Genomic DNA, 25,235 nt, shown 5'->3' on the forward strand with positions numbered 1-25,235 from the left:
AGATAAGCTTCGTGGAATTATACCCATTGGCGGTGCCAAAAAATCGTTTCAATAACCGAATATAAAAATGTACATTTAAGTCGGTAGGTATCGACACATACGGTTAGTGATTACAACAACAACTAAAGCTCGATAAACTATCGGGCTTTTTTTTTGACCACAAAACACTTTTAAAGATGAAAAAAATAATTCTAATGGGTCTTTTGACCGTAATATTTTCATGTAAAAAAACCACAACCTCAACAGAAGGTCTTCAAATAGAAGGACTGAAAGAACCTGTAGAAATTGTACGGGATGAATGGGGCATTAACCATATTTATGCCAATAATCAGCACGATCTCTTTTTTGCCCAAGGGTATGCGGCGGCGGCGGACCGGCTGTTCCAGTTCGAAATTTGGCGAAGACAAGCGACCGGTACGGTAGCTGAAATTCTTGGGGAACGAGAATTAAAACGTGATATTGGCACCCGCCTTTTTAAGTTCAGGGGCGATATGAAAACCGAAATGAACCACTATCATGGCGATGGAGAAGAAATTATTACCGCATATACGGATGGAGTGAATGCCTACATTGAGGAGGTATCGAAAAACCCCGATGAGCTTCCCATAGAATTCAAGATATTGGACATACAGCCCCAAAAATGGACTCCTGAAGTGGTGATATCCAGGCATCAGGGATTATTGGGAAACATAAACGAAGAGTTACAAATAGGCAGGACGGTCGCAGCATTGGGTGCGGATAAGGCAAAGGAATTATTTTGGCTGCACCCCAAAGACCCGGATATAACCATGGATAAAAAAATAGATAAGGCATTGTTGTCCCAGGATATTTTGGAGCTATATAATGCTTATCGAAAATCGGTGAAATTTGTTCCGGAGGATATACAACCTGAATACAGAGGCCAGGAAATAGCCGATACTTTCATTAAAAATCAGGCTAAAAATAGGGATTCCTTGTCAATTGGAAGCAATAACTGGGTAATAAACGGTACACGCACCAAGGATGGCAATACCTATATGGCGAACGATCCGCACAGGACCATTGCGGTACCCTCCTTGCGCTACATGGCACATTTAGTGGCTCCGGGATGGAACGTTATAGGTGGCGGAGAGCCAGAGATACCCGGAATCTCCATTGGCCACAATGAATTTGGTACATGGGGACTCACTGTTTTTGAGACTGACGGTGAAGACCTGTACGTTTATGAACTCAATCCGGAAAACCACAATCAGTATATGTATCAGGGAGCATGGATGGATATGAAAACCATACAGGAAACCATTAAAGTAAAAGGTCAAAAAGACACCATAGTCAATCTTTACTATACGCAACATGGTCCAGTGACAAGAATCGATAAAGAACATCATGTAGCCTACGCGGTTCGTTGCGCTTGGTTGGAACCAGGTGGCTCGCCTTATTTGGCTTCCCTTCGGATGGATCAGGCCAAAAACTGGGAGGAATTTAGGGAAGCCTGTAATTACAGCCATATTCCAGGGGAAAATATGGTCTGGGCGGACAAGCAAGGGAATATTGGCTGGCAAGCAGTGGGCATCGCTCCTATCCGAAGAAATTTTAGCGGGTTGGTGCCCATTCCCGGGGATGGCAGTTATGAATGGGACGGTTATTTACCCATTATTGAAAAACCGAACGACTACAACCCAGACAAAGGCTTCATAGCTACCGCCAACCAGAATGTAACACCATCTGATTATGTACATTGGGATGCCATAGGCTTTTCATGGTCCGATCCTTACAGGGGCAACAGGATTGAAGAGGTTTTGAGTAGTAAATCGGACTTTACCATGGAAGATTTTAAGGCCTTGCAAACCGATTATCTTTCCCTGCCGGCCAGGGAACTTGTCCCCTACTTGAAAAATATCAGTTTTGAAGGGAACTATGAGGAGGCCAAAATGAACTTGGAGGATTGGGATTTTACCTTGAGTCCGAATTCCATCCCCGCGGCCATCTATGTAGCCTGGGAGGATTCGTTGGCAGAAATGATGGAGGAATTAGTCATTCCCGAAGAAGCAAAACATATTGTGACCTCGTTGCAACTCAAAACAATCATTGACTATGTTTCCTCTCCTCAAACTGTATTTGGAGCCAATGCCGAGCGGAAAAGGGAAACGTTATTAAAAAATTCTTTTCAAAAAGCCATCGATGACCTGGAAAACAGGTTAGGTCCTAATATGGAAAAATGGCAGTACGGTCAAGCAAAGAACAAACACATATATTTGGAACATGCTTTGGGAAAGGTTGTCAAAAAGACAATGCGCGACACCCTTTTTAACCTGGGACCTTTACCTAGGGGCGGCAATGGTACCACCCCGGGCTCTACGGGAGGAAATTTAAACCAATCGAGCGGTGCCTCCTTCCGAATGATTGTAAATACAGGGGATTGGGACAAGGCCCAAGCCACCAATGGGCCTGGGCAATCAGGAAATCCAGAAAGTCCCTTTTATAGCAATCTATTTGAGCCTTGGGCGAAGGACCAGTATTTTCCGGTCTATTATTCCCGACAAAAAATTGATTCCGTGGCGGTGGAAAGAATGAATTTATTACCCAAAGGGTAATAATATATCATAAATGGTAAACATACACTATATAGCAGTAATGAGCCCTAGTGGATCTTTAAGGAAGTCATGGAAAGTGACCCTCCTAAAGGCGCATCATTAAAAAAGGAGACATCTTCGTTTTTCTCTTTAAGCGCGATTGCATAAAGTAAAGGAAGGTAGTGTTCAGGTGTAGGTATGGCCAAATCGAATGCCTTTCCTTGTGACCTGAAGTCTATTAAAGATGAATGGTTATTTTCCAAAATAAAGGCTTTCATCTTTTCATTGGCTTCAATGGCCCAATCGTAACCATATGGTTCTCCATTTACTTTGTCCCAAGCCACCATTCTCAAGTTGTGGACCATATTACCGCTGCCCACTATTAAAATCCCTTTGTTTCTTAAAGCAGCCAATTCCAGCGCAAGTTCATAATGGTACAAAGGAGGTTTGGTATAGTCTAAACTCATTTGAATAATAGGGACATCGGCAATGGGATAAAGATGTTTTACGACGCTCCATGAACCATGGTCCAAGCCCCATTGATAATCCAAACCCACTTCCGTTTTGGTAATTAGGTCCTTGGTAGTTTTTGCCAATTCCGGACTTCCGGGAGCAGGATATTGTACATCGTACAGCGCCTGGGGAAAACCCCCAAAGTCGTGAATAGTTTGTGGATGATCCATAGCGGTAACATAAGTTCCTTTGGTCTCCCAATGTGCTGAAACGCAAAGAATGGCATGGGGTCTTTCCAACTCTTCTCCTAGATTCCTGAAACCTTTGACAAATTCATTGTCCTCAATGGCGTTCATTGGACTGCCATGGCCTAAGAACAACACGGGCATTTTACCTGTATTGCCTAAATGGGTGGTCATTTTGTGGAAATCTCTTAAATTCATACTTACACGTTATCGGATGGGAATAAACCTAACTACTTCTTCTACCATATATGCCAATTCCCTTGGCTCCAAACAAATAAAACCATCGGCGCGGGACAAACTTGTTAAATCGCCGGAGCCATTCTCAACAACAGGGGTTACATGCAAGCAACCCTCTTTAGAATGGGTGCTTACTTGAATAAATCTGGTCAAGGGTGGTGTAATGTCCTGTTCAACGGTCAATTTGGCAAATTGAGTTTCCATTTTGATTCCCCAAGACCTAAACAACCATGGCAAAAAATACAGATGATAGTTGGCAAAGGTCGAAACCGGATTTCCAGGAAAGGAAAAAATAACGGTTTTCGATTCCTTATGAACCCCAAACCAAAAGGGCTTTCCAGGGCGTTGTGCCACCCTATGAAATATTTTCTCAACGCCCAAAGAATCCATAATTTCGGGAATAAAGTCGAACTTACCTTTAGAAACGCCGCCGCTCAATAGTAATACATCGTTTTCGCGTAAGGCCGATGAAAGTCCTTCCTCAATACTTTTTTTATCGTCCAAAAGATGTAATGAACTTCCCTTAATCCCCAAATGGGACAAGGCCGATAACATAGTCAAACTATTTGATTTTCTTATCTGATGGGGTTCTGGAGTCACATCAACATCCACCAATTCATTGCCTGTAGCTATACAGCAAACTTTGGGAACTTTCTTGACCAGTATCATTGGCTTTCCCACGGAGGCCATGACACCTATTTCCGCGGGGGTTATTCTGGTTCCTACCGACAAAATTTGGGCTCCCTTGCTTTCGTCGCTTCCTTTGTAATGGATATTCTGACCTTTGGTTACCGATTCATTAATGGTTACTAAGCCATCTTCAATGGTCAGATGCTCATACATAATAACCGTATCCGTATTTTTTGGCAACACGGCACCCGTCATTACCTCGATACAGCAGGCATTATCCTCTAAGCTAAGTTGGGCCATCCCGGCGCTGGCAACATCCTCAATCCGAATCTTTTGCACTTTTCCTATGACGGCATCGAACTGTATGGCAATACCATCTTTGGTCACGCGGTGAAACGGAGGAAAATCCCTATCGGCATACATAGGTTCGTCCAAATACCGCCCCATGCTATCCAAAAGCGGTACCTGTTCATTACCCAAATCCAACGGATGTTCTAAAACCTTTTGTAATGCTTCCTTAAATGTAATCACAGTATTATCGTTGTTGGTTGTTGGTTGTTGGTTGTTGGTTGTTGGTTGTTGGTTGTTGGTTGTTGGTTGTTGGTTGTTGGTTGTTGGTTGTTGGTTAAAGAAAAAACTTTTCATTTATAACTTTTAATTTTTAGTCCTAAACTCTCAATAGACCCCCAATCCATTCACCAACAAAACCCTTACGCCCACGATGAGCACCAAAAGTGCCGTAACCCGTTTAATTCCATTGGCAGAAAGTCGTTTTAAACTAATACGGATTCCTAACTGACCTCCCATTAGCACTGCAATACCCAGACATAGAGTCTCCAACCATGGAAGGGACAAGGAATCACTTGTTACCAATCCCAAGAGCCCCGATACAGAATTGACCAAAATAAAGAAACTAGCTAAGGCCGCTATCTTTATAGCCTTGTCCCATCGTAGATGATTTAATATTGGAGCCAAAAAAATTCCACCACCAATACCTACCAAACCGGATAAGAAACCAATTCCCGCTCCTAAAAAATAACTTAAATAATTCGGATATTTTTTGGTCTCCGGTATCGACGTTGCCAAGTTGAAGGTTTGCATTGCCAAAAATATAGCCGATAAAATCAGGGAAATACCTAGGATAACAAAAAATATTTCCTCCTTTAATCGGAAAGAGGCCCCCAGAAAAGCCAGCGGTATACTGGAAATTATAAAAGGGAGAAAATCCTTCAATTTCGCATGTCCATTCTTAAAATAGAGATAGGTACTTCCCGAAACAACGACCAAGTTACAAATAAGGGCTATGGAGCGAATGGCGAGAAAACTACCTAAAAAAAGGGTCAACAAGGCTAGATAACTGGAACCTCCCCCAAAACCCACGGAAGAATACAACGTAGCTACTATAAAAAAACCCAAACATAGGAGAATAAGCTGCTCAATAGGAATTTGCATAGGAGTTCAATTGGTTCATACCGCCAGCAACGTTGATAAATTTTCTGTCTGGTAAAAGTTCTTGCAGCATCAAAACCGCTTTTTTACTTCGGATACCTGATTGGCAAATAACGTACATTGGATTTTCCCGTGATAGTTCCCCCACTCTATTTTCCAGCGCGTCCAAAGGAATATTTTTGGCACCTTTAATGTGGTTTCTTTGGAATTCTTGCTTGGACCGCACATCTAAAAGCAACACTTTTTTATCCCTTAACAAGTTTTGAATTCCGATGGCCTCAATGGATTCCATTACTACCTCGCAATCAAAATCATAGGAATCCTGAATCCCATTTATTTTCAGATTTTCAGGATTCGGTTTAAATTTCATACGTTGCATACGCTGCGACAGCGCATCATATAGTAACAATACACCTGATAGCACACCGTCCAATCCGCAGACGACCTTTACAACTTCCAAGGCTTGTAGGTTTCCCATGATACCGGGCAGAATACCCAATACCCCATGTTCGTTGCAATTGGGAACCTCATCGGCTTTGGGCATATTAGGAAACAAACAACGATATGTGGGTCCGTCTTTATAGTTAAATACGCTCACCTGCCCCTCAAACCCATGCAAAGCACCGTATACAAAAGGTTTTCTTTGAAGGACACAGACATCGTTAATGAGATATCGCGTAGGAAAATTGTCGGTAGCATCTACTACTATATCATACTTTTGTATAATTCCTAAAGCATTTCCAGGGTTCAGATAGGTCTTATAGGTGTGAATTGTCGTATTGGGATTCTGTGCCAACAATTGAGCCTTGGCCACCTCCACTTTTGCTTGGCCAACCATGGCCTGGGTATAAAGCACCTGTCTGTGCAAATTGGATATCGAAACAACATCGGCATCCACAATGCCCAAAGTACCTATACCCATTGCGTTTAGATACGTCAGTACGGGAACCCCCAGTCCACCGGCCCCTACCACCAGGACTTTCGCCTTGCCCAAGGCGCTTTGACCCTTTTGACCAAAACCGGGCAAAATAGTCTGCCTATGGTACCTATCTTCCATCAGGCTTCCAGTTTTTGCAGGGCTTCCTTATATTCCTCTTGGGAATTGGCATTCAATAAAACTTGCGGGGTTTTAGGAAATACCAGGGAAACGTCATTATTAATAAGGAACTTACGGGGACAGGTACCATTACCCGCCTCAAGGTATGCGATTGAAGTTTTTAAGGCCTCGGGCTCCCATATGGCACATAAAGGCTCAGGAAGCGGATTGTCTCTGTTTGCAAAGGCAGTAGCCAATTTTTGGGTATCGCGCTGTGAGATCAATTCTTTCAAGGAGGCCTCGTCTATTAAGGGAAGGTCACAGGCCAATACTAGCCAGGCAACATCTGGATATTCCCTATGTGCCGATAATAACCCATTGTAAGGACCTCGAAATTCATTCCTGTCCAAAATGGTTTTGAAGTTAGATGCTATTTCTTCATCTTGGTCTTGGCGAACACTCAAAAAGGTTTTATCGCACAGGGTATCCAAAAGATGGTATAAATGTTCCCTTTGTGGAACACCATGATATGAAATCAGACCCTTATCTTGACCCATTCGTGTGCTTTTGCCTCCTGAAAGCACCAATCCATACAATCTATCTTTGGTAGTCATTTTTTCCTCCAGATTTTCTTTCCAACTGTACCGTGGAAATCACAATGTCCTGGGAAAGCGCCTTGCACATATCGTAAATGGTGAGTGCCGCTACGGAAACGCCGGTAAGCGCCTCCATCTCCACACCAGTCATTCCGTTACATTTTACCGTACAGGTGATATGAAATTGGTTTTCACCGGGAACGATGTCCACATCTATTTTTGTCAGGTTGATTTGATGGCACAACGGAATCAGTTCCGATGTTCTTTTCACACCTTGTATCCCTGCAATTATCGCCGTTTGCACGATACTTCCCTTTTTACCTAGGAAATCCTTATCGGACAATGCTTGAAACACATCCGAAGGAAATAGTACCCGCCCGGACGCAACGGCAATTCTGGAAGTCTCCTTTTTTTCAGAAACATCCACCATGACCGCATTGCCAGATTCATTGATATGTGATAATTTTTTCTCCATTTTTTTATCCTCCTATAGATGTCATGGAATTTGAAAAAACGTTGGCATATTTTTCTTGTGCCTCGAAGCCGGTTTTGGCCCTGCTCCCAACTGCCTTTAAAACTTCTTCCTTAACTTTATTTTTTGAATCTGCCCCTCGCATAATATTCCTTAAGTTTGCACTGGGTTTTCCATACAAACAGGTAATTACGTCGCCCGTGGCCGATACCCTTAACCTATTACAGGTTCCGCAAAAAGTTCTGCTAAAGGAGGGTATGACTCCAAAGGTTCCCAGGTGACCCGGAATTTTATAATTTATGGAGGTAGATGTCTTTGGTGACTCCAGTTTGTAATAATCAGGATGTTCAGACTTGATATGGTCGAGAATGCGCTTGTAGTCCCATGCAATTTTTTGAAACGTTTTCGATCCACCATTAAAAGGCATTTCCTCTAAAAACCGAACGGATACCGGATAATGCTTGGCCAATTCCAAAATGGGTAGAATGTCCTGCGTGTTCTGTCCGTCCAAAGCAATAAAATTGATACGTACGTTGAACCCCTCACTGATTAATCGAATCAGGTTGTTATGCACAGTATCGTATTGGTTCCTTCGGGTTATTCGTTCAAAAGTTTCCCTATGTATCGCATCCAGACTTACGTTAATATTCTTTATTCCCATTGATTTTAGCTCATCAATGTAAGGTCCAATCAAGGTGGCGTTGGTGGTTACTGATATATCCTTCAAACCATCAAGTTTTGCCAAGTGCCTTAGAAGTTCCATCAAATCCTTCCTAACGAAGGGCTCTCCACCGGTAATCCTTATTTTATCGATTCCCTGCCCTACCAATATTTCGCTCAACGTTTTAAGCTCCTCCATGGTGAGCAATTTATCGTTTTTGGCAAAGTTGATACCTTCGGCGGGCATACAGTAATTACATCGAAGATTACATCGATCCGTAACAGCAAGTCTTAGGTAATTAATTTTTCTATTATGATTGTCTATCAACATATTCCTTCAATATAATCTTTAGTGTTGGCAACTCAAAACGTCATCTAAATCCATCTACTTCCCCAAAAACTCTTTTTAAGGATGTGCCGAAACCCAGACCGATTTATTTTTGAACATCTCCTTTTTCCAAATAGGTACTGTTTCCTTTAAGGTATCTATTAAAAACCGACATGCTTCGAAGGATTCTGACCTATGGGCCGAAGAGGCCCCCACAATTACCACGGCATCCTGTACCTCTTTCCTACCAACGGCATGTTTTATCACCACTTTGTTCAATTTCCATTTCTCCAAAGCTGCATCCGCTAATTTATCCATCTCCTTTAGAGCCATGGATTCATAGGTCTCAAATTCCAGGGCCACTACCTGTTCATTATTGGTAAACTCCCGCACAGAACCAACAAAAACACAAATGCCACCGCTGTTGGGGTGGGATAATTCCTGATACACACTATGGGTATCCAGCTCCTGTACTATTTCTATGATCTTATTCATTAGCCTCCACTTACTGGCGGAATTATCGCCACCTCATCATTTGATTTAAGCTGAACATCATCATCCGCATATTCACTGTTTACGGCAATTGCCAAAGAGGACAGCTTGGAAAATTCGGGATATCTTTTTTTTAAGGCTTGTTTTAGGTCCGCCACTGAATTAGGGGAATCTTCCCCAAAATCCATGATCATTTGGGATTTCCCAACAATATCCTTTGCAATACCAAAAAAAAGTAGGTCCATTTTACTCCAATTTACCCTAAGCGCTAGCCCAAAATACCTGAACCCCTAAATTACTTATTATTCTGGAAGTAACGCATTAGTTACCTCGCTATTTAACCTTTCATTAGGTTTGAATTATACATGTGATCAGGTTTGGCTCCTACCTTCGACAAAACTAGCTCCTTCGGGCTTTTCGTAAAATTGCTTGTGTTTGGATTCTTTACTAAGTTCCACATTTTCAAATTTGACGGTATTGTTTCTATCCCCTATGACCCTACCTTCATAATTATACCAAGAAATGGATTTTGGCAATAACAGGCCTTCCACTTTTTGCCAATCGTCATATCGAATCCATTTTATATTATCTGAATCCTCCCCGGTGCGGTAGGTTACCGTATATCCCAGCCAGGCCATTTGAAATGTCTCCGGGTCGTAGTGAATGTAGTATTCATCCTTTGGTGATGTTCCCACTCCAGCATTGTAGGTTATGCTAATTCCCGGATAGGATTTTCCATCAAACTCCAGGCTTTCCGTATCGCCATATTGTATGCCTGAATCTCCAAGGACAAAAGGCATTGCATAAAAATAAAACATCAAATTATGATAGAATACCGGGTCTCCTTGGTAGGATTTTGATGTATCCTGAATCCAAACTTGGTTCCCGTCAAAGCCCATTTCGATCCCGTCCATGGTAATCCTGTCCCGTCTTTTGTACAAATCGATAACATGCACTTCCTTGGAATTCCCTTTATCAATATCATAGGATAACGTAGTGTACTTTTTCCAGTTTTCATGTCCTCCATGGGCATCAAAAACCAGCTTCAAACTAGCAGGATATTTGTTTTCTGTAGTACTTGTTTCGGGTGTATCCGTTTTGGTTTCGTTTACTTGCTCGTCTTTTGGCGATTCCTTACAACCAAAGGCAAAAAGTAGTAGTAAAAAGGTAATTAGTTGCTTTGTCATGGTATTTGGTTTTATTTTTTAATAGGTCGAAACATTTATCAATAGTTAACATATTCCGTTAAATTTGCTCTAAATGAGTGAAATTAAGCATATCAGCAGTCTACAAAACCCCTTGATAAAAAAAGTGCTTTTGCTCAAGGAAAAATCCAGGGAACGAAAGAAAACCGGGCTTTTTGTTTTGGAGGGAAGAAAGGAAATCGAACTGGCGATATCTAGCGATTATTTGCTGGACACGCTCTTATTTTGTCCGGAACTTATCTCAAAAGAAATTTTGGAGACTTCCTTTGAGTTAAGGAAGACTTCTTTGATATCGGTAAGCCCGGAGATTTATGGAAAATTGGCGCATAGAAACACGACGGAAGGTGTTATCGCCATAGCCGAAACCAAAAGCCACAACTTGAAAGGCTTTTCCTTTCAAACCAAAAACCCCTTGGTCCTTGTGGCCGAAGCCCCGGAAAAACCAGGAAATATCGGAGCTCTCTTAAGAACGGCAGACGCCGCAAACCTGGATGCCGTATTCATAGCAAACCCTAAAACCGATCTATATAACCCAAACATTGTTCGGTCAAGTGTAGGATGTGTTTTTTCGAGAAAGGTCATTCTGGCCGATACGGCTACCATCATTTCATTTTTAAAGGAAAATGGCATTGCCATATATTGTGCAGCACTATCCGCTTCCAAACCCTACACCAATGTTGATTTTAAGGGGCCTACCGCTATTGTGGTAGGTACGGAGCATAGTGGTCTTAGTGATGACTGGCTTTCAAATTCCAACCAAAATATCCTAATTCCCATGGAGGGGGCTATCGATTCCATGAATGTTTCCGTATCCGCGGCAATACTTATCTTTGAGGCGAAACGGCAGCGGTTAGGATAACAAAAACAACAATCGTTCGTTAATCTCAAAAGCCTATATGGATCACACCCTTGTTTTTTATTGTATTTTAATCATTCTTCTAGGGGATTTTGTACTTACCACAATATTAAACCATCTCAACGCGAAGAAATATAAGGATGCCATCCCTCCGGATATACGCGACGTCTACAATACTGAGGAATATAAAAAATCACAGGAATACAAATTGGTCAACTATAGGTTTGGTATCGTGACTTCCGTTTTTTCATTGACCCTTATTGTCGGGTTTTTGATTTTTGGCGGTTTTGGCTTTGTAGATACCGTAGTTCGAGGCATTACAGACAACCAAATCCTTCAGGCGCTGTTATTTTTTGGAATCATTTTGATCGGAAGCGATTTTCTGGGTACGCCCTTTTCCTATTATCAGACCTTTGTCATCGAAGAGAAATTCGGTTTCAACAAAACCACAAAAAAAACATTCCTATTGGACAAGGTAAAAAGTTGGCTGATGACCATCGTAGTCGGCGGAATACTATTGTCCTTGGTTATCTGGTTTTTTCAGTTTGCCGGGAAAAGCTTTTGGCTGTACACGTGGGCGTTAATTGCTCTATTCACCTTGTTCATGAATTTGTTTTACAGTAAATTAATTGTTCCACTGTTCAACAAACAGGAACCGCTTGAGGCAGGTACATTGAAGCAAAAAATAGAGGCTTACGCGAGCAAGGTAGGCTTTGAATTAAACAATATTTTCGTCATCAACGGATCCAAAAGATCCACTAAGGCGAATGCCTATTTTTCGGGATTTGGAAAGGAAAAAAGGGTTACCCTCTATGACACATTGATCAATGATTTGGAAGAGGATGAGATCGTTGCCGTTCTGGCCCATGAAATTGGTCATTACAAGAAAAACCATATCATCTTCAATTTGGTTACTTCGGTATTGCTAATGGGCTTTATGTTGTTCATCCTTTCCTTGTTCATAAACAATCCCAGTATTTCCTTGGCCGTTGGTGTTGACCAACCTAGTTTCCATGCAGCATTGATAGGTTTTGGAATTCTATATAGCCCCATTTCTGAACTTACGGGTCTTTTAATGAATTACTTTTCAAGAAAATTCGAATATCAAGCAGATGATTTTGCAAAAAACACCTTCGCCGCACCTCCCTTGATATCATCCCTAAAGAAACTTTCAAAAAATAGCCTGAGCAACCTGACACCCCACCCTACCTACGTTTTTGTCCATTATTCACATCCACCTTTGGTGGAAAGAATTAGAAACTTAAAGGCATAATTTTTGTTGTCTAACAGCTAGGATTGTGCTAATTTTAATCAAGTATGACACAGGCTGCAATAGAACAAGAGAACAAACTGATTGCCCAAGAGTATAAGGAGCTTTTACGCATTAGTTACCAAACTTTATCGGACGATGATAAAAAACTAATACGAAGTGCCTTTGAGGTTGCCGTGGACGCCCATAAAGACCAACGCAGAAAATCTGGGGAGGCATATGTATTCCACCCAATTGCCGTGGCTAAAATTGTAGCCTCGGAAATTGGCTTGGATGCGGTAAGTATTGCTTCCGCCCTTTTACATGATGTTGTGGAGGATACGGTATACACTTTGGACGATATCGATCGTATGTTTGGCGAAACCGTGGCCCGTATCGTAGATGGCCTTACTAAAATATCCCATTTAAAAAAGGATATGAACATCTCGCAACAGGCGGAGAACTTTAGGAAGATGCTTTTGACCCTGAACGATGATGTAAGGGTCATTATAATCAAGATCGCCGATCGTTACCACAATATGCTTACCATGGATTCCATGCCGGAGCACAAGCAAGTGAAGATTGCCTCTGAAACTTTGTATATCTATGCTCCGCTGGCCCATAGAATTGGACTATATAATATAAAAACGGAACTTGAGGATTTAAGCTTAAAATATACCGAACCGGAAGTCTACAATGACATCAAAAGTAAGATCGAGGAGAGCAAGGAAGAACAGCAAGCCTACATAGATGCCTTTTCCAATACAATAGATAACTCGCTGAAACAGGAGGGCTTAAATTATTATATCAAAGGCCGGATGAAGTCCATTTTCTCCATGCGGCGAAAAATGAAGGCCCAAAATGTGGGCTTTGATGAAATCTATGATAAGTTCGCTATCCGGATAATCTATAAATCCGATGCCAAGAACGAAAAGTTTCTGGCCTGGAAAATATACTCCATTGTAACCGATCACTTTACCCCCAACCCTGTACGCCTTAGGGACTGGATATCCTCACCAAAATCGACCGGATACGAAGCCCTGCACATCACGGTGATGGGACCCAAAGGAAAATGGGTAGAAGTACAGATCAGAAGCGAACGGATGCACGAAATTGCCGAAAAGGGTTATGCGGCACATTTCAAATACAAGCACGGTGAGCAAAAGGAACAGGGCATTGAGGTGTGGCTGAACAAGCTTCAAGAGGCCTTAGAAAATTCGAATGCGAATGCAGTCGATTTCGTGGAGGAGTTCAAATTGAACCTTTACTCAAAAGAAATCTTTGTATTCACACCAAAAGGGGAATTAAAATCACTTCCAAAAGGAGCCACACCGCTCGACTTTTCCTTCAACATCCACACAGAAGTGGGAATGCGTACCCGTGGCGCCAAGGTGAATGGCAAACTGGTACCCCTGAATACGACCCTGCACAGTGGAGACCAGGTGGAAATCATAACATCTGAACAGGCAAAGCCCAACCAAAACTGGTTGGACTATGCCACAACGGCAAGGGCCAGGGCCAAAATTAAGTCGGTTTTAAGGGAAGAAAAAAAATCAGTTGCAGAGGAAGGCAAGGAAATTCTCAGAAGGAAATTAAAATCCCAAAAAATTACCTTGAACGAAGATTCTATCAATAAAATGGTGACCTTTTTCAAGCTAAAGACCAGTTTGGACCTTTTCTTTAGGGTAGGTATTGGGTCTATAGACAACCAGATGATTCGGGATTTTGCCTCTTCCTATAGCAATGCCTTTATAAGCTTTTTTAAGAACAGGATAAGAAGGAGCCCAGCTCCAGAGGATATTGACCGGGAAGAAATTACCTCTAAATACGATCTCTTGGTCTTTGGCAAGGAGGAAGAAAAATTGGATTATAAACTTTCGCAATGCTGTAACCCCATTCCAGGCGATGAAGTGTTTGGCTTTGTGAGCGTATCCGAAGGAATCAAGGTCCATAAAAAGAATTGTCCCAACGCCATTTCGCTCCAGTCGAATTACGCATACCGAATTATCAGCGCGAAATGGGTGGATTCCTCACAGGAAGAATTCAAGGCGGATATCCAGCTTACGGGTATAGACAACCTAGGCCTTGTAAGTGAGATTACCGAAGTAATCTCCGATAATATGCACGTGAACATGCGCAATCTTAACTTTAGTACGGATGGCGGCACCTTTACGGGAAAAATTACCGTTGTGGTCAAGAACAAGGGAATCTTGAACAAACTTACGGAGAACCTGCAGCAAATAAACGGTATTGACAAAGTGACCCGTCTGTAGTCCATGATTTAGGATTTGTGTTCCACCGGCTCAATGGCCATTTATTAAAAATCATGGGACAAAATTTTTGAGCATCATGGCGCATCGGTTTAAAATGATTAGGAGATAAGGGACTTTGGAAAACTATTGACAAATTCTTGAACGGGCCCTTGGAAAGGAATAAAAATTTAACTGTACCTTTGTACATTAACATAAATTGTATGGCTTCCGAGAAGAATCAGGAAATAGTTAAAAATGTCTTTACCACCTTTTTGGAGGAAAACGGACATAGAAAAACACCTGAGCGCTACGCAATACTTCAAGAAATTTATGATAGCGAAGATCACTTCGATATTGAGTCGCTCTACATAAAAATGAAGAATAAAAACTACCGTGTAAGTAGGGCCACCCTATACAATACCATTGAACTGTTGTTGGACTGTAAGTTGGTACGCAAACACCAATTCGGAAAAAACCAGGCGCAATATGAGAAGTCTTACTTTGACCGTCAGCACGATCATGTAATTCTTACGGATACGGGAGAGGTTATGGAGTTTTGCGATCCTAGGATCCAGTCCATCAAAAAAACGATAGAGGAAGTGTTCGACATTAAAATCAATACACATTCCCTTTATTTTTACGGAGTAAAAAACAATTCAGATAATACGAATAACTAACCAAGCAAGCTTTTTTTAAATGGCAGTAGATTTATTGTTGGGCCTACAATGGGGGGACGAAGGAAAAGGAAAAATCGTTGATGTACTCACAAAAAATTATGACATAATAGCACGTTTTCAAGGGGGGCCCAATGCAGGGCATACCTTGGAATTCGATGGCATAAAACATGTCCTACATACCATTCCCTCAGGTATTTTCCATAAAAATGCCATTAATGTTGTGGGGAACGGTGTGGTCATAGACCCGGTTATCTTTAAAAAGGAAATAGACAACCTAAAAAAGTTTAACCTGGATATTAAGTCCATCCTTTTGATTTCAAGAAAAGCCCATTTAATCCTACCTACCCATCGCTTGTTGGACGCAGCTTCGGAAGCTGCAAAAGGTAAGGCCAAAATTGGATCTACGTTAAAAGGAATAGGTCCTACCTATATGGATAAAACGGGTAGGAACGGTATGCGCGTTGGGGATTTGGAACTGGACGATTGGAAAGAAAAGTATCGAAGTCTGGCCAATAAGCACGAGGCTATGATCAATTTCTACGATGTGGACATACAATATGATTTGGCAGAGCTGGAAGCGGATTTCTTTATGGCGGTAAAGGAACTCAAGGAATTGACCTTTATTGATAGTGAGGAATATTTGTACCAGGCCCAAAAGGCTGGCAAAAAAATATTAGCGGAAGGTGCCCAAGGATCCTTATTGGACATTGACTTTGGAACCTATCCTTTTGTGACATCCTCCAATACGACGGCCGCAGGTGCCTGTACGGGATTAGGAATAGCCCCCAACCAGATTGGGGGGGTCAAAGGTATTTTTAAAGCCTATACCACTAGGGTGGGCAGTGGACCCTTTCCCACGGAACTTTTCGACGAGATTGGGGAGACCATGGGACGCGTAGGTAATGAATTTGGGGCAACTACGGGAAGGCCAAGAAGATGCGGCTGGTTGGATTTGGTAGCGCTAAAATATGCCGTTAGGATCAACGGTGTTACTGAGTTGATGATGATGAAAGGCGACGTACTCAGCGGATTTAAAAAACTAAAGATTTGTACTGCCTATAATTATAAAGGAAAAAAAATTGAACACCTACCTTTCAATATTGAGGCCGAAAACGTGACGCCCATATATACAGAAATGGACGGTTGGGCAGAGGACTTGACCAAAATGGAGACGGAAGCGCAGTTCCCAAAGGCTTTGAAAGAGTATATAGCCTTTTTGGAAAAGGAATTGGAAGTACCTATAAAGATTGTTTCCGTGGGACCGGATAGAACCCAAACAATTCATAGGTAGCACATAGAATTCATAAATTTTAGGATAGCGGTATTGACAAAAGTCGGTATCGCTATCCTTTTTTTATTAAATTACCATTCAAATCCAAGAAATAACGAAACCCAAAAATGAAAAAACTAAAGTTTCTCCCTATTCTTTTCATAATAGTACTGTCCTGCAAATCCGAAAAAAAAGAGGACCATCCAACCGAAACTAGCGAAAAAGAAGCCCCTGAGGAATGGATTATGTTGTTCGATGGTAAAAGTACCGAAGGATGGCGTGCGTACAATGGTGATGAACTTCCTCCCGGATGGATTGCCAAGGATGGCGCCCTCACCTTTGATACGGAATTGGGATTGGAACAGGATTATACCGGTGGCAAGGACATTATCTACGGTGCCGAAGAATTTGAAAACTTTGAACTCTATTTGGAATGGAAATTACCGGAAGGTGGCAACAGTGGTATTTTTTACCATTTAAAGGAAGGCTATGGCGGTCCGCCCGAAGTGGCTCCGGAATATCAACTAATAGACGATGAAAACTATGCCAAGATCCATGATCTTACCGCGTACAATAAAAGTTTGGGCTACACGGAGAAGCCGGAAGAACTAAAACCGCTACAGCAAACCGCTTCCGATTATGCTATGCACCCTGCCGACCAAAGTAAAAAAATATTGAATCCGGTCGGGGAATGGAATTCAACTAGAATTGTTTTTACACCGGAAAAAGTAGAACATTGGTTGAACGGCCAAATGGTACTATCCTTTGTTCCTTGGTCCGAAGATTGGTATGAACGAAAGAATTCAGATAAATGGAAAAATAGCGAGGACTATGGTAAGTTCAAAACAGGCTACATCGGACTCCAAGACCATTCCAGTCCCATCTGGTTCAGAAATATCAAAATCAAAAAACTATAAAACATACCCCAAAAGGGAAAGTACATTTTCAATAATTTTCAGGAGTACCTTTATAGGATAACTCCTGGCCCATAACTAAAACTAACAACCAACTCATGAAAAAAAGGGAATTTTTAAAAAAATCGGCCATACTTGCCTCCTCAACGGCCATTATGCCTTCGATATTTTTAGCTTGCAAAGAAGCGGAAAGAGAAGTAGTAAAAGCACCGTTGACCCGATTAAGAACGGCACATATTGGCGTTGGGAATATGGGAGGGGCAGATTTGACGGATATCTCGTCGCATGCAAAAGTGGATGTTACGGCGTTATGCGATGTGGATGCCAACAACCTTGCCGCCGCAAAAAAATTACATCCCAATGCAAAAACCTATACCGATTATAGGGTAATGCTGGAAGAACTAGGAGATGAAATCGATGCGGTAATTGTGAGTACCCCTGATCACACCCATGCACCGGCTTCCATGATGGCCATGAACATGAACAAACCTGTGTACTGCCAAAAACCCCTGACCCATTATGTTTCGGAAGCTAGGGCGATGAAAAAGCTGGCGGAAGAAAAAGGCCTGGTTACCCAAATGGGGATTCAAGTGCATTCCTTTTATGACTATAAATTGGCCACATTGTTGATACAATCCGGCATCATTGGTAAAGTACATACGGTACATGCGTGGTCGCCCAAAAATTGGGGCTATGATGGTCCAGAACCTGAAGGAGCAGATCCTGTTCCAGAAAGCTTGGATTGGAATCTTTGGTTGGGAACTTCGGCCAAGAGACCTTACAAAGAAGGGGTGTATCACCCTGGAAATTGGAGGAAATTGGTGGATTACGGCTGTGGGACTTTAGGGGACATGGGAGTTCATATTTTCGACACCCCATATAACGCCTTGGAACTGGACGTGCCCAGAACCATTAAGAATGAATGTAGGGAACCAAATGGATTCGGTTTCCCGGAAAAAAATATAGTGACCTACGATTTCCCTGGTACCAAACATACCGCAGAATCCTTAAAATGGATATGGTACGATGGGCCAGGCGCTCCGGAAATGCACGAGGACCTAAAATTACCAAATAGTGCTGCCACCAAGGAAGCAGGTTCCAATTCAGATAGCAAGGAATCCATGGAAGATAAAATATCCTTGGACGCGGGCATTGCTGAAGCAGGGCAGCTTCCTGAGCAAGGTGCTATGTTCGTTGGGGATAAGGGAAGGCTTTTGTTACCACATTTTATGCAATTACCACAAAAAATTGTGGATGGTGAATATGTGGACATTTCAGAAGAGATCGCACAGGTAGAGCAAGCCAATAATATGGGAAAACCCATAAGGGATTACGCTTCGGAGGGACCTAAACATTATCATCAATTTGTGGACGCCTGTTTAGGGGAAGCTGAAACAAGTGCTCCTTTTTCATATGCTTCCAGACTGACCGAAACTATTTTACTGGGTGTGATAGCAGGAAGGTTTCCCAACCAAACGCTTCATTGGGACGCCCAAAATGCAAAATTTGCCGAAGAGGAGGCCAATCAATATTTGGAAGGGGATTATAGGGATTTCTAAGCAAGGAATCAGATCAAAACTAAAAAAGGCCACTTACCAGTGGCTTTTTTATATTTATATTTAATGGCACTTATATTCAACCAATGAAATTCAAAGGCATCAACGGGTACGTTCTAACATTAGTTTTACTATTGACCTTACATAATTCATGTGAAAAAAGAAAAGCCCCACTTATTGAAATCAATCCTAAAAACAGCATTGTCCTAATTGGCAACAATCTAGGGTCGAGAATGCTGAACTTTGGATTTTTTGAAACCGAAATGCACTTGAGATTTCCAAATGATTCTTTATTGATACGTAATATGTGTGATGGTGGGAATACCCCGGGATTTAGACCACATTCGTCCAGAAACTCCCCTTGGGCATTTCCAGGAGCGGAAAGGTTTCAAACGGAACTTGCCCAAAACTCGGGAAGTGAAGGATTTTTTCCTACTCCGGATGAATGGTTGACCCAATTAAAAGCGGATATAATCATCGGGTTTTTTGGTTACAATGAATCTTTCGAAGGTCTGGAGGGTCTGGAAAATTTTAAGGGAGAGTTGGAGGCTTTTATTCAACATACTAAAAATCAGAGATATAATCTAAAAAGTAGCCCAATATTAGTACTGGTATCCCCTATAGCCTTTGAAGACCTTTCCAATAAAATGGACCTACCCAATGGCAAAAAGGAGAATGAAAATTTAAAACTGTACACCCAGGCGATAAGGGAAATCAGTTTTAACAACCAAGTACCCTTTATAGATGTTTTTACTCCTACCCAGGAGTGGTTTGAGGATGATGAAGACCATACCTTAGATGGTTCCCAATTGAATAAAAAAGGATATGAAAAATTCGCAGCATATTTGGCAGAAAAAATAACTGGAATCCCAAATATAGATGGTGGATCCAAACGTATGGCCATTAACAAAATGGTAAACGAAAAAAATTTCTACTGGCACAACGATTATAAAATCCCCAATGGGGTGCATGCCTACGGGAGACGTTACGATCCCTTTGGACCGGACAATTATCCCTATGAAAAAATAAAGGTGAGGGAAATGACAGCGATCAGGGATACCGCCATTTGGTCTCGGTTACAAAATGAAGACTATGACATTGCGAAAGCGGATGCCAATACCACAGTGCTCCCCGAAGTTGAGACCAACTATAATCTTGCTGACGAAGGCGAAATTATTACGTATAAATACGGTGAAGATGCTTTGGAAACCCTAACGGTACCCAATGGTTATAAAGTAGAAATGTTTGCTTCGGAAAAAGAATTTCCGGATCTGGCAAATCCCGCGCAGATATCCTTTGATAACAAAGGAAGGCTTTGGGTAGCCACACTCCCCTCCTATCCCCACTATCGTGTTGGGGATTCCAAACCGAATGATAAATTAATCATTTTGGAAGACACGGACAATGATGGCAAAGCAGATAAGCAAACCGTTTTTGCAGACAGCCTAAACCTTCCCATAGGATTCGAGTTTGCCCCAGAAGGTGTATATCTCAGTCAGGGCACGAACCTAAAACTTTTAACCGATACCGATGGCGATGACAAGGCCGATAAAATCGAAATCCTGCTCAGTGGTTTTGATGACCATGACACCCATCACGCCATTTCCGCTTTTTGTGCGGACCCTTCCGGAGCTTTCTACATGGCAGAAGGCGTGTTCCTGCATACCAACGTGGAGACTTCCTATGGCACAGTGCGAGGCACCAACGGAGGCTTTTATCGGTACAACCCTCAACGGAAAAAATTGAATCGCGCCGTTCAAGTAAGTATACCTAACCCATGGGGAATCGCTTTTGATGATTGGGGACAGGATTTTTTCCTTCATACTTCCGGTCCTACGGCTAATTGGATGATGCCAAGCACCTTAAAATCGATTTATGGCGTAGCATCTCCGTTGACAGAGGACCTTATCGAGGAGGCGCACCGAGTTAGACCAACCTCGGGGTTGGAATTCATCTCCAGCAGACATTTTCCGGATGAAGTCCAGGGTGATATGCTCCTGGCCAATTCCATCGGATTTTTGGGAATGAAGCAGCATCAGGTCATGGAAGATGGTACGGGATATAAAACAAAACATCGGCTGGACCTCATCAGCAGTACGGACAAAAACTTTAGGCCCGTAGAAATGGAATTCGCCCCAGATGGTTCCCTGTATGTTGTAGACTGGCACAATGTACTCATAGGCCATATGCAACACAATGCACGGGACCCTTTGAGGGACCATGTCCACGGAAGGATTTACCGAATCACCTATCCCTCCAGACCCTTGGTGGAACCTGCCAAAATCGATGGCGCATCCATAGAGACCTTATTGGAAAACCTAAAACTACCAGAATATAGGACCCGATACAGAACCCGACGGGAACTTAGGGCCAGAAATACGGATGAAGTTTTGGAGAAACTACAAACGTGGGTTTCCAAATTGGATAAAAGTGATGAAAATTATGAACATCACAGATTGGAAGCGCTATGGGTTACATGGGGTTTAAACAAGGTGAACAAGAAACTTTTGGAGGAACTTCTCCTATCCCAAGACCATCGGGTTCGGGCCGCTTCTGTGAGAGTGTTGAGGTATATGGGGCATCAACTGGAAAATTCCCAAGAACTTTTAAAAATTGCCGCTGCCGATTCTCACGGGAGAGTCCGCCTAGAGGCCATTACAGCGGCTTCGTGGCTACCGGAAAAAGAGGGAATGGAAATTTTGGAGGTTGCCCGCCAACATCCTTTGGATAGGTGGATGGAAGATTCCTATAAATTCGCCGAAACAAGGCTTACAGGAAACTTTTTGAACAGAGACGAAGAAGAAAACCTCATCACTACCCTTGAGGGAGATGCTTTAAAAGTATTCGCCAAAGGAAAGAAAATTTACGAGACCGAAGGATACTGTATAACCTGTCACCAAGAAAGTGGGACAGGTCTTCAACAGGCCGGTTATCCCACTTTGGTAAACCAACAATGGGTCACAGGGGATGAGGAGAGGCTCATAAAATTGGTTTTACATGGACTGTACGGACCCATGGACGTGATGGGCAATCATTATGAAGGACAAGTTCCCATGATGCCTTTTAAGGGGCTATTGAACGATGAAGAGGTGGCCGCGGTATTGACCTATGTACGAAATGCCTTTGGCAACAAAGCCTCCGTTATAGAACCCGAGTCAGTAAAAAAAATCAGGGACGCCACTAAGGACCGAAAAGGATTTTATACCCCGGAGGAATTATTGAAGGAACACCCAATGAAATAATATATAAAAAAGACTGGTATGATCAAAATATTCAAGTTGAAACACGTTTTGCTATCCACATTTCTTATACTTCTTTTTTCCTGCAAAGAAGAAAAAAAGCAACCCGAAACCAAAGAAGCAAAAACTGAAAATCCCCTCCATATCGTTTTTGTTACTGGGGATGAGGAATATCGTTCCGAGGAGTCCATGCCCATGCTCGCCTCTATTGCCAAAAGGGAGTTGAACGCCAAGGTAACCGTTTGCTATGCCTTGGATTCCACAGGTACGATAGACCCCAATAGAACGGACCATATTTCCAACTTGAATGCGCTTGAGGATGCTGACTTAATGGTCATTTTCACTCGGTTTCGCCAATTGCCGGAGGATGAACGGAATTACATCTCCAATTACGTGGAATCTGGAAAACCAATTGTAGGGTTTAGAACGGCCACACATGCCTTCAATTATGAAGACCCTGCCTTGGAATATTGGAACAACGAGTGGCCCACCAAAGTATTCGGCCAACAATGGATTACCCACCATGGTCATTTCGATGATGGAAAATTCCCAGTAACCGAAATTACGGCCTTGGACTCCACCAATCAAATCCTAAACGGGTTCAAACCTTTTCAAGCATATTCTTGGCTCTATCATGTGGATGGGGGGGATTGGAGCCTCTATGGGGATTCACAGCCTATTCTCCAAGGACATTCCTTAAAATCCCAACATGAAATCGATGGTAACTTGGATAAGTTCCCGCTGACAAACCCAGTAGCCTGGACCAAAAGCTATACCGGAAATAGCGGTAAAAAGGCAAGGGTATTTTTTACTACACTGGGGCACCCCTATGATTTTAAAATGCCGGAGGTACGGAAAATTGCCATGAACGGAATTTTCTGGGCTTTGGGCAAGGAAAATCAAATTCCTGAAAATGGGGTGAACGTGACCTTATCAACACCGTTTGAACCCAACAACTCCGGGTTCGGTAAAAAATACAAATTGAACCGAAAGCCACAACCGATTCAATAATAGCGTAGTGTAAGTATATAATATTAGCGGCCTTGTGGGATGGAGGTCTACCTTGATTCTTATCTCACTGATAACCTAAATTGTAAGTAGGGATTCCTAAAAGTATGCTAAGGTGGTGTGGACCTATACTAAAAATCCTATTTTTGAAAAAAAATTCGTGTTGCGTTATATCCTATTGGGAACCTTGTCCCTGCTCTTAACCTTTTCCGGTTTCTCTCAAGAAACCGCTGAAGAGCCTAAACAAATCAATATTGTTTATGGGGCCAATTTCACAAAAAACGAAACTGAATATCCCGGAGCTTCTATTTTCAGTAAAGATGAAAGACAGGTCCAGTTTGAACACCAAGGTGCCGACCTTTGGTGTGACGTGGCCATCTATTTTCAAAGAGAAAACCGTCTCGAGGCCATTGGCAATGTGCTTTTAAAACAAGGGGATTCCATAGAGATGACCGCGAAAAAAATAAACTACCAGGGTGACGAAAAACTAGCAAAGGCGTGGGGGGATGTAGTTCTAAAGAACGCACAAATGACCCTACGAACAGACACCTTACGCTTGGACAGAATCAAACAAGAGGCCTACTATCAGGACAATGGTACCGTAATAGATTCCGCCAATACCTTGACCAGCAAAATAGGTAGGTATTTTATGGAGTTAAAGAAATATCAGTTTTTGGACAGTGTCCATATCGATAATCCGGAGTACATATTGGATTCGGAGCAACTGGATTATTATACAACCTCCAAAAATGCCTACATGTACGGTCCTTCGACCATAGTTGGGGAAACCTATAAAATCTATTGCGAAAGAGGGTTTTACGACACCAAGGTGGAGAGTGGCTACGGCATAAAAAATACGAAAATCAATTATAACAATCGCATCGTAGAGGGGGATAGCGTTTATTTTAACAAGGCCAGGGAATTTGCATCGGCAACCAATAATATCACCGTTACGGACACCATAAACAATGGAGTAATAAGAGCCCATTATGCCGAAGTCCATAAAGCAAAAGATTCGGTTTTCGCCACGAAAAGGGCCGTATCCATACTTGTGCAAGAACTCGATTCGCTTTATGTACATGGCGATACCCTGATGGTCACTGGAAAACCGGAAGAACGGATTACAAGGGCCTTTAGAAATGCCAAGTTCTTTAAAAAAGACCTTAGCGGCAAGTGTGATTCCATCCATTCCGAGGAAAAAACAGGTATCACGCAACTCATAAAAAACCCCATTTTATGGAACGGGGCCAACCAAATGACAGGCGACAGTATACACTTAATTTCAAACTTGGAAACGGAAAAACTCGATTCACTCAAAGTTCTTGAAAACGCCTTTATCATCTCCTTGGATAGTATCAGTAAAAAAGGATATAACCAAGCCAAGGGTATTAATTTGTACGGTCAATTTATAGAAAACGAGTTAAAGATCATTGACCTTGTCCAAAATACTGAAGTTATCTATTACATGTATAACGATGACGATGAACTCATTGGAATAGATAAAACAGTCTGTAGTGCCATTAGAATAACCATGGCCAATAACGATGTGGAAGACCTTACTTTTTTTACCAATCCAGACGGGACTATTTACACGGAAGCAGAACTTCCGGAAAATAGTAGGATCCTTAAGGGTTTTATTTGGCGTGGGGATGAACGTATCCTTACCAAGGATGATATTTTTGATGAAGATGACAACAACATTGAATTGGTGACCATTAGGGGTATCGATAATCCCATAGATATTGATGCGGAGGAAGAGGAACGGAGTCAAAATAACAGTGATCCGGTCAACAATATTACCAATTCCAAAGCAACGAACCCAAGGAAAAAGAATTCCACAAAAAAATAAGCAAATAGCG

The 25,235-nt window shown here is 42.2% G+C and carries 21 protein-coding genes; 11 read left to right on the forward strand and 10 right to left on the reverse strand.

The features are described 5' to 3' along the window. Positions 1-176 precede the first annotated feature (176 nt). Positions 177-2,573, forward strand: coding sequence for a penicillin acylase family protein (locus DZC72_RS14650; RefSeq protein WP_125223647.1), 2,397 nt, complete (start codon positions 177-179; stop codon positions 2,571-2,573). A gap of 47 nt (positions 2,574-2,620) precedes the next feature. Here DZC72_RS14650 and ygiD read toward each other — a convergent pair whose 3' ends face one another. The 10 genes from ygiD to DZC72_RS14705 all read right to left on the reverse strand — a co-directional run bounded on the left by ygiD (position 2,621) and on the right by DZC72_RS14705 (position 10,337). Next, positions 2,621-3,448, reverse strand: a complete 828-nt coding sequence (ygiD, locus tag DZC72_RS14655) for a 4,5-DOPA-extradiol-dioxygenase (RefSeq protein WP_125223648.1) — start codon at positions 3,446-3,448, stop codon at positions 2,621-2,623. Positions 3,449-3,457: 9 nt separating this feature from the next. After that, positions 3,458-4,762 carry a molybdopterin molybdotransferase MoeA gene (locus tag DZC72_RS14660; protein WP_243641753.1) on the reverse strand — a complete coding sequence of 435 codons (1,305 nt, stop codon included), beginning with the start codon at positions 4,760-4,762 and terminating at the stop codon, positions 3,458-3,460. A gap of 30 nt (positions 4,763-4,792) precedes the next feature. Then, on the reverse strand, positions 4,793-5,569 hold the full coding sequence (locus tag DZC72_RS14670; RefSeq protein WP_125223651.1) for a sulfite exporter TauE/SafE family protein: 777 nt from the start codon (positions 5,567-5,569) through the stop codon (positions 4,793-4,795). Continuing rightward, positions 5,553-6,623: a HesA/MoeB/ThiF family protein gene (locus DZC72_RS14675; protein WP_317127163.1), complete on the reverse strand. Its 1,071-nt coding sequence runs from the start codon at positions 6,621-6,623 to the stop codon at positions 5,553-5,555. The genes DZC72_RS14670 and DZC72_RS14675 overlap by 17 nt, the downstream gene beginning before the upstream one ends. After that, positions 6,623-7,216 (reverse strand): NTP transferase domain-containing protein, encoded by a 594-nt coding sequence (locus DZC72_RS14680; protein ID WP_125223653.1) that lies wholly within the window; start codon positions 7,214-7,216, stop codon positions 6,623-6,625. Before DZC72_RS14680 ends, DZC72_RS14675 begins: the two co-directional genes overlap by 1 nt. Continuing rightward, a complete protein-coding gene (gene moaC / locus DZC72_RS14685; protein ID WP_125223654.1) occupies positions 7,200-7,673 on the reverse strand; it encodes a cyclic pyranopterin monophosphate synthase MoaC in 474 nt (157 codons plus the stop codon). Before moaC ends, DZC72_RS14680 begins: the two co-directional genes overlap by 17 nt. Positions 7,674-7,677: 4 nt before the next feature. Beyond that, the gene (gene moaA / locus DZC72_RS14690; protein WP_125223655.1) at positions 7,678-8,661 is read right to left on the reverse strand and encodes a GTP 3',8-cyclase MoaA; all 984 of its coding nucleotides are present in this window, start codon (positions 8,659-8,661) and stop codon (positions 7,678-7,680) included. Between the two features lie 75 nt (positions 8,662-8,736). After that, positions 8,737-9,153 (reverse strand): molybdenum cofactor biosynthesis protein MoaE, encoded by a 417-nt coding sequence (locus DZC72_RS14695; RefSeq protein ID WP_125223656.1) that lies wholly within the window; start codon positions 9,151-9,153, stop codon positions 8,737-8,739. After that, positions 9,153-9,395 (reverse strand): MoaD/ThiS family protein, encoded by a 243-nt coding sequence (locus tag DZC72_RS14700; RefSeq protein WP_125223657.1) that lies wholly within the window; start codon positions 9,393-9,395, stop codon positions 9,153-9,155. The genes DZC72_RS14695 and DZC72_RS14700 overlap by 1 nt, the downstream gene beginning before the upstream one ends. Before the next feature lie 126 nt (positions 9,396-9,521). After that, positions 9,522-10,337: a DUF6503 family protein gene (locus DZC72_RS14705; RefSeq protein WP_125223658.1), complete on the reverse strand. Its 816-nt coding sequence runs from the start codon at positions 10,335-10,337 to the stop codon at positions 9,522-9,524. Positions 10,338-10,410: 73 nt separating this feature from the next. On the opposite strand from DZC72_RS14705, the gene DZC72_RS14710 reads away from it, so the two are divergent. From DZC72_RS14710 to DZC72_RS14755, 10 genes are all read left to right on the forward strand, one after another. Next, positions 10,411-11,214 (forward strand): TrmH family RNA methyltransferase, encoded by an 804-nt coding sequence (locus tag DZC72_RS14710; RefSeq protein ID WP_125223659.1) that lies wholly within the window; start codon positions 10,411-10,413, stop codon positions 11,212-11,214. Positions 11,215-11,251: 37 nt separating this feature from the next. Beyond that, the gene (locus DZC72_RS14715) at positions 11,252-12,484 is read left to right on the forward strand and encodes a M48 family metallopeptidase (protein ID WP_125223660.1); all 1,233 of its coding nucleotides are present in this window, start codon (positions 11,252-11,254) and stop codon (positions 12,482-12,484) included. A gap of 44 nt (positions 12,485-12,528) precedes the next feature. After that, positions 12,529-14,733, forward strand: coding sequence for a RelA/SpoT family protein (locus DZC72_RS14720; RefSeq protein WP_125223661.1), 2,205 nt, complete (start codon positions 12,529-12,531; stop codon positions 14,731-14,733). Positions 14,734-14,933: 200 nt separating this feature from the next. Further along, the gene (locus DZC72_RS14725; protein ID WP_125223662.1) at positions 14,934-15,389 is read left to right on the forward strand and encodes a Fur family transcriptional regulator; all 456 of its coding nucleotides are present in this window, start codon (positions 14,934-14,936) and stop codon (positions 15,387-15,389) included. Positions 15,390-15,408: 19 nt separating this feature from the next. Then, on the forward strand, positions 15,409-16,680 hold the full coding sequence (locus tag DZC72_RS14730) for an adenylosuccinate synthase (protein WP_125223663.1): 1,272 nt from the start codon (positions 15,409-15,411) through the stop codon (positions 16,678-16,680). Between the two features lie 107 nt (positions 16,681-16,787). Continuing rightward, the gene (locus tag DZC72_RS14735) at positions 16,788-17,576 is read left to right on the forward strand and encodes a 3-keto-disaccharide hydrolase (RefSeq protein WP_125223664.1); all 789 of its coding nucleotides are present in this window, start codon (positions 16,788-16,790) and stop codon (positions 17,574-17,576) included. A 95-nt stretch (positions 17,577-17,671) separates the two neighbouring features. After that, on the forward strand, positions 17,672-19,132 hold the full coding sequence (locus DZC72_RS14740; protein ID WP_125223665.1) for a Gfo/Idh/MocA family protein: 1,461 nt from the start codon (positions 17,672-17,674) through the stop codon (positions 19,130-19,132). 83 nt (positions 19,133-19,215) lie between these two features. Then, positions 19,216-22,371, forward strand: coding sequence for a PVC-type heme-binding CxxCH protein (locus DZC72_RS14745; RefSeq protein WP_125223666.1), 3,156 nt, complete (start codon positions 19,216-19,218; stop codon positions 22,369-22,371). Positions 22,372-22,389: 18 nt separating this feature from the next. Beyond that, complete coding sequence (locus DZC72_RS14750) at positions 22,390-23,379, forward strand: ThuA domain-containing protein (protein ID WP_125223667.1); 990 nt, start codon at positions 22,390-22,392, stop codon at positions 23,377-23,379. A gap of 157 nt (positions 23,380-23,536) precedes the next feature. Further along, the gene (locus tag DZC72_RS14755) at positions 23,537-25,225 is read left to right on the forward strand and encodes an OstA-like protein (RefSeq protein ID WP_125223668.1); all 1,689 of its coding nucleotides are present in this window, start codon (positions 23,537-23,539) and stop codon (positions 25,223-25,225) included. The last annotated feature ends 10 nt before the right edge of the window (positions 25,226-25,235 follow it).

This window comes from Maribacter algicola (genome assembly GCF_003933245.1).
In the GTDB taxonomy this organism is placed as follows: domain Bacteria; phylum Bacteroidota; class Bacteroidia; order Flavobacteriales; family Flavobacteriaceae; genus Maribacter; species Maribacter algicola.

Bases quoted from the DNA above. Each gene is read 5' to 3' on its own strand.
- DZC72_RS14730 (WP_125223663.1), top strand. From the start codon at position 15,409: ATGGCAGTAGATTTATTGTTGGGCCTACAATGGGGGGACGAAGGAAAA.
- DZC72_RS14695 (WP_125223656.1), bottom strand. From the start codon at position 9,153: ATGAATAAGATCATAGAAATAGTACAGGAGCTGGATACCCATAGTGTG.
- moaA (WP_125223655.1), bottom strand. From the start codon at position 8,661: ATGTTGATAGACAATCATAATAGAAAAATTAATTACCTAAGACTTGCT.
- DZC72_RS14650 (WP_125223647.1), top strand. From the start codon at position 177: ATGAAAAAAATAATTCTAATGGGTCTTTTGACCGTAATATTTTCATGT.
- DZC72_RS14720 (WP_125223661.1), top strand. From the start codon at position 12,529: ATGACACAGGCTGCAATAGAACAAGAGAACAAACTGATTGCCCAAGAG.
- DZC72_RS14660 (WP_243641753.1), bottom strand. From the start codon at position 4,762: ATGAAAAGTTTTTTCTTTAACCAACAACCAACAACCAACAACCAACAA.
- DZC72_RS14705 (WP_125223658.1), bottom strand. From the start codon at position 10,337: ATGACAAAGCAACTAATTACCTTTTTACTACTACTTTTTGCCTTTGGT.
- DZC72_RS14735 (WP_125223664.1), top strand. From the start codon at position 16,788: ATGAAAAAACTAAAGTTTCTCCCTATTCTTTTCATAATAGTACTGTCC.
- DZC72_RS14750 (WP_125223667.1), top strand. From the start codon at position 22,390: ATGATCAAAATATTCAAGTTGAAACACGTTTTGCTATCCACATTTCTT.
- DZC72_RS14745 (WP_125223666.1), top strand. From the start codon at position 19,216: ATGAAATTCAAAGGCATCAACGGGTACGTTCTAACATTAGTTTTACTA.
- DZC72_RS14740 (WP_125223665.1), top strand. From the start codon at position 17,672: ATGAAAAAAAGGGAATTTTTAAAAAAATCGGCCATACTTGCCTCCTCA.
- moaC (WP_125223654.1), bottom strand. From the start codon at position 7,673: ATGGAGAAAAAATTATCACATATCAATGAATCTGGCAATGCGGTCATG.
- DZC72_RS14670 (WP_125223651.1), bottom strand. From the start codon at position 5,569: ATGCAAATTCCTATTGAGCAGCTTATTCTCCTATGTTTGGGTTTTTTT.
- DZC72_RS14675 (WP_317127163.1), bottom strand. From the start codon at position 6,623: ATGGAAGATAGGTACCATAGGCAGACTATTTTGCCCGGTTTTGGTCAA.
- DZC72_RS14680 (WP_125223653.1), bottom strand. From the start codon at position 7,216: ATGACTACCAAAGATAGATTGTATGGATTGGTGCTTTCAGGAGGCAAA.
- DZC72_RS14710 (WP_125223659.1), top strand. From the start codon at position 10,411: ATGAGTGAAATTAAGCATATCAGCAGTCTACAAAACCCCTTGATAAAA.
- DZC72_RS14725 (WP_125223662.1), top strand. From the start codon at position 14,934: ATGGCTTCCGAGAAGAATCAGGAAATAGTTAAAAATGTCTTTACCACC.
- ygiD (WP_125223648.1), bottom strand. From the start codon at position 3,448: ATGAATTTAAGAGATTTCCACAAAATGACCACCCATTTAGGCAATACA.
- DZC72_RS14700 (WP_125223657.1), bottom strand. From the start codon at position 9,395: ATGGACCTACTTTTTTTTGGTATTGCAAAGGATATTGTTGGGAAATCC.
- DZC72_RS14715 (WP_125223660.1), top strand. From the start codon at position 11,252: ATGGATCACACCCTTGTTTTTTATTGTATTTTAATCATTCTTCTAGGG.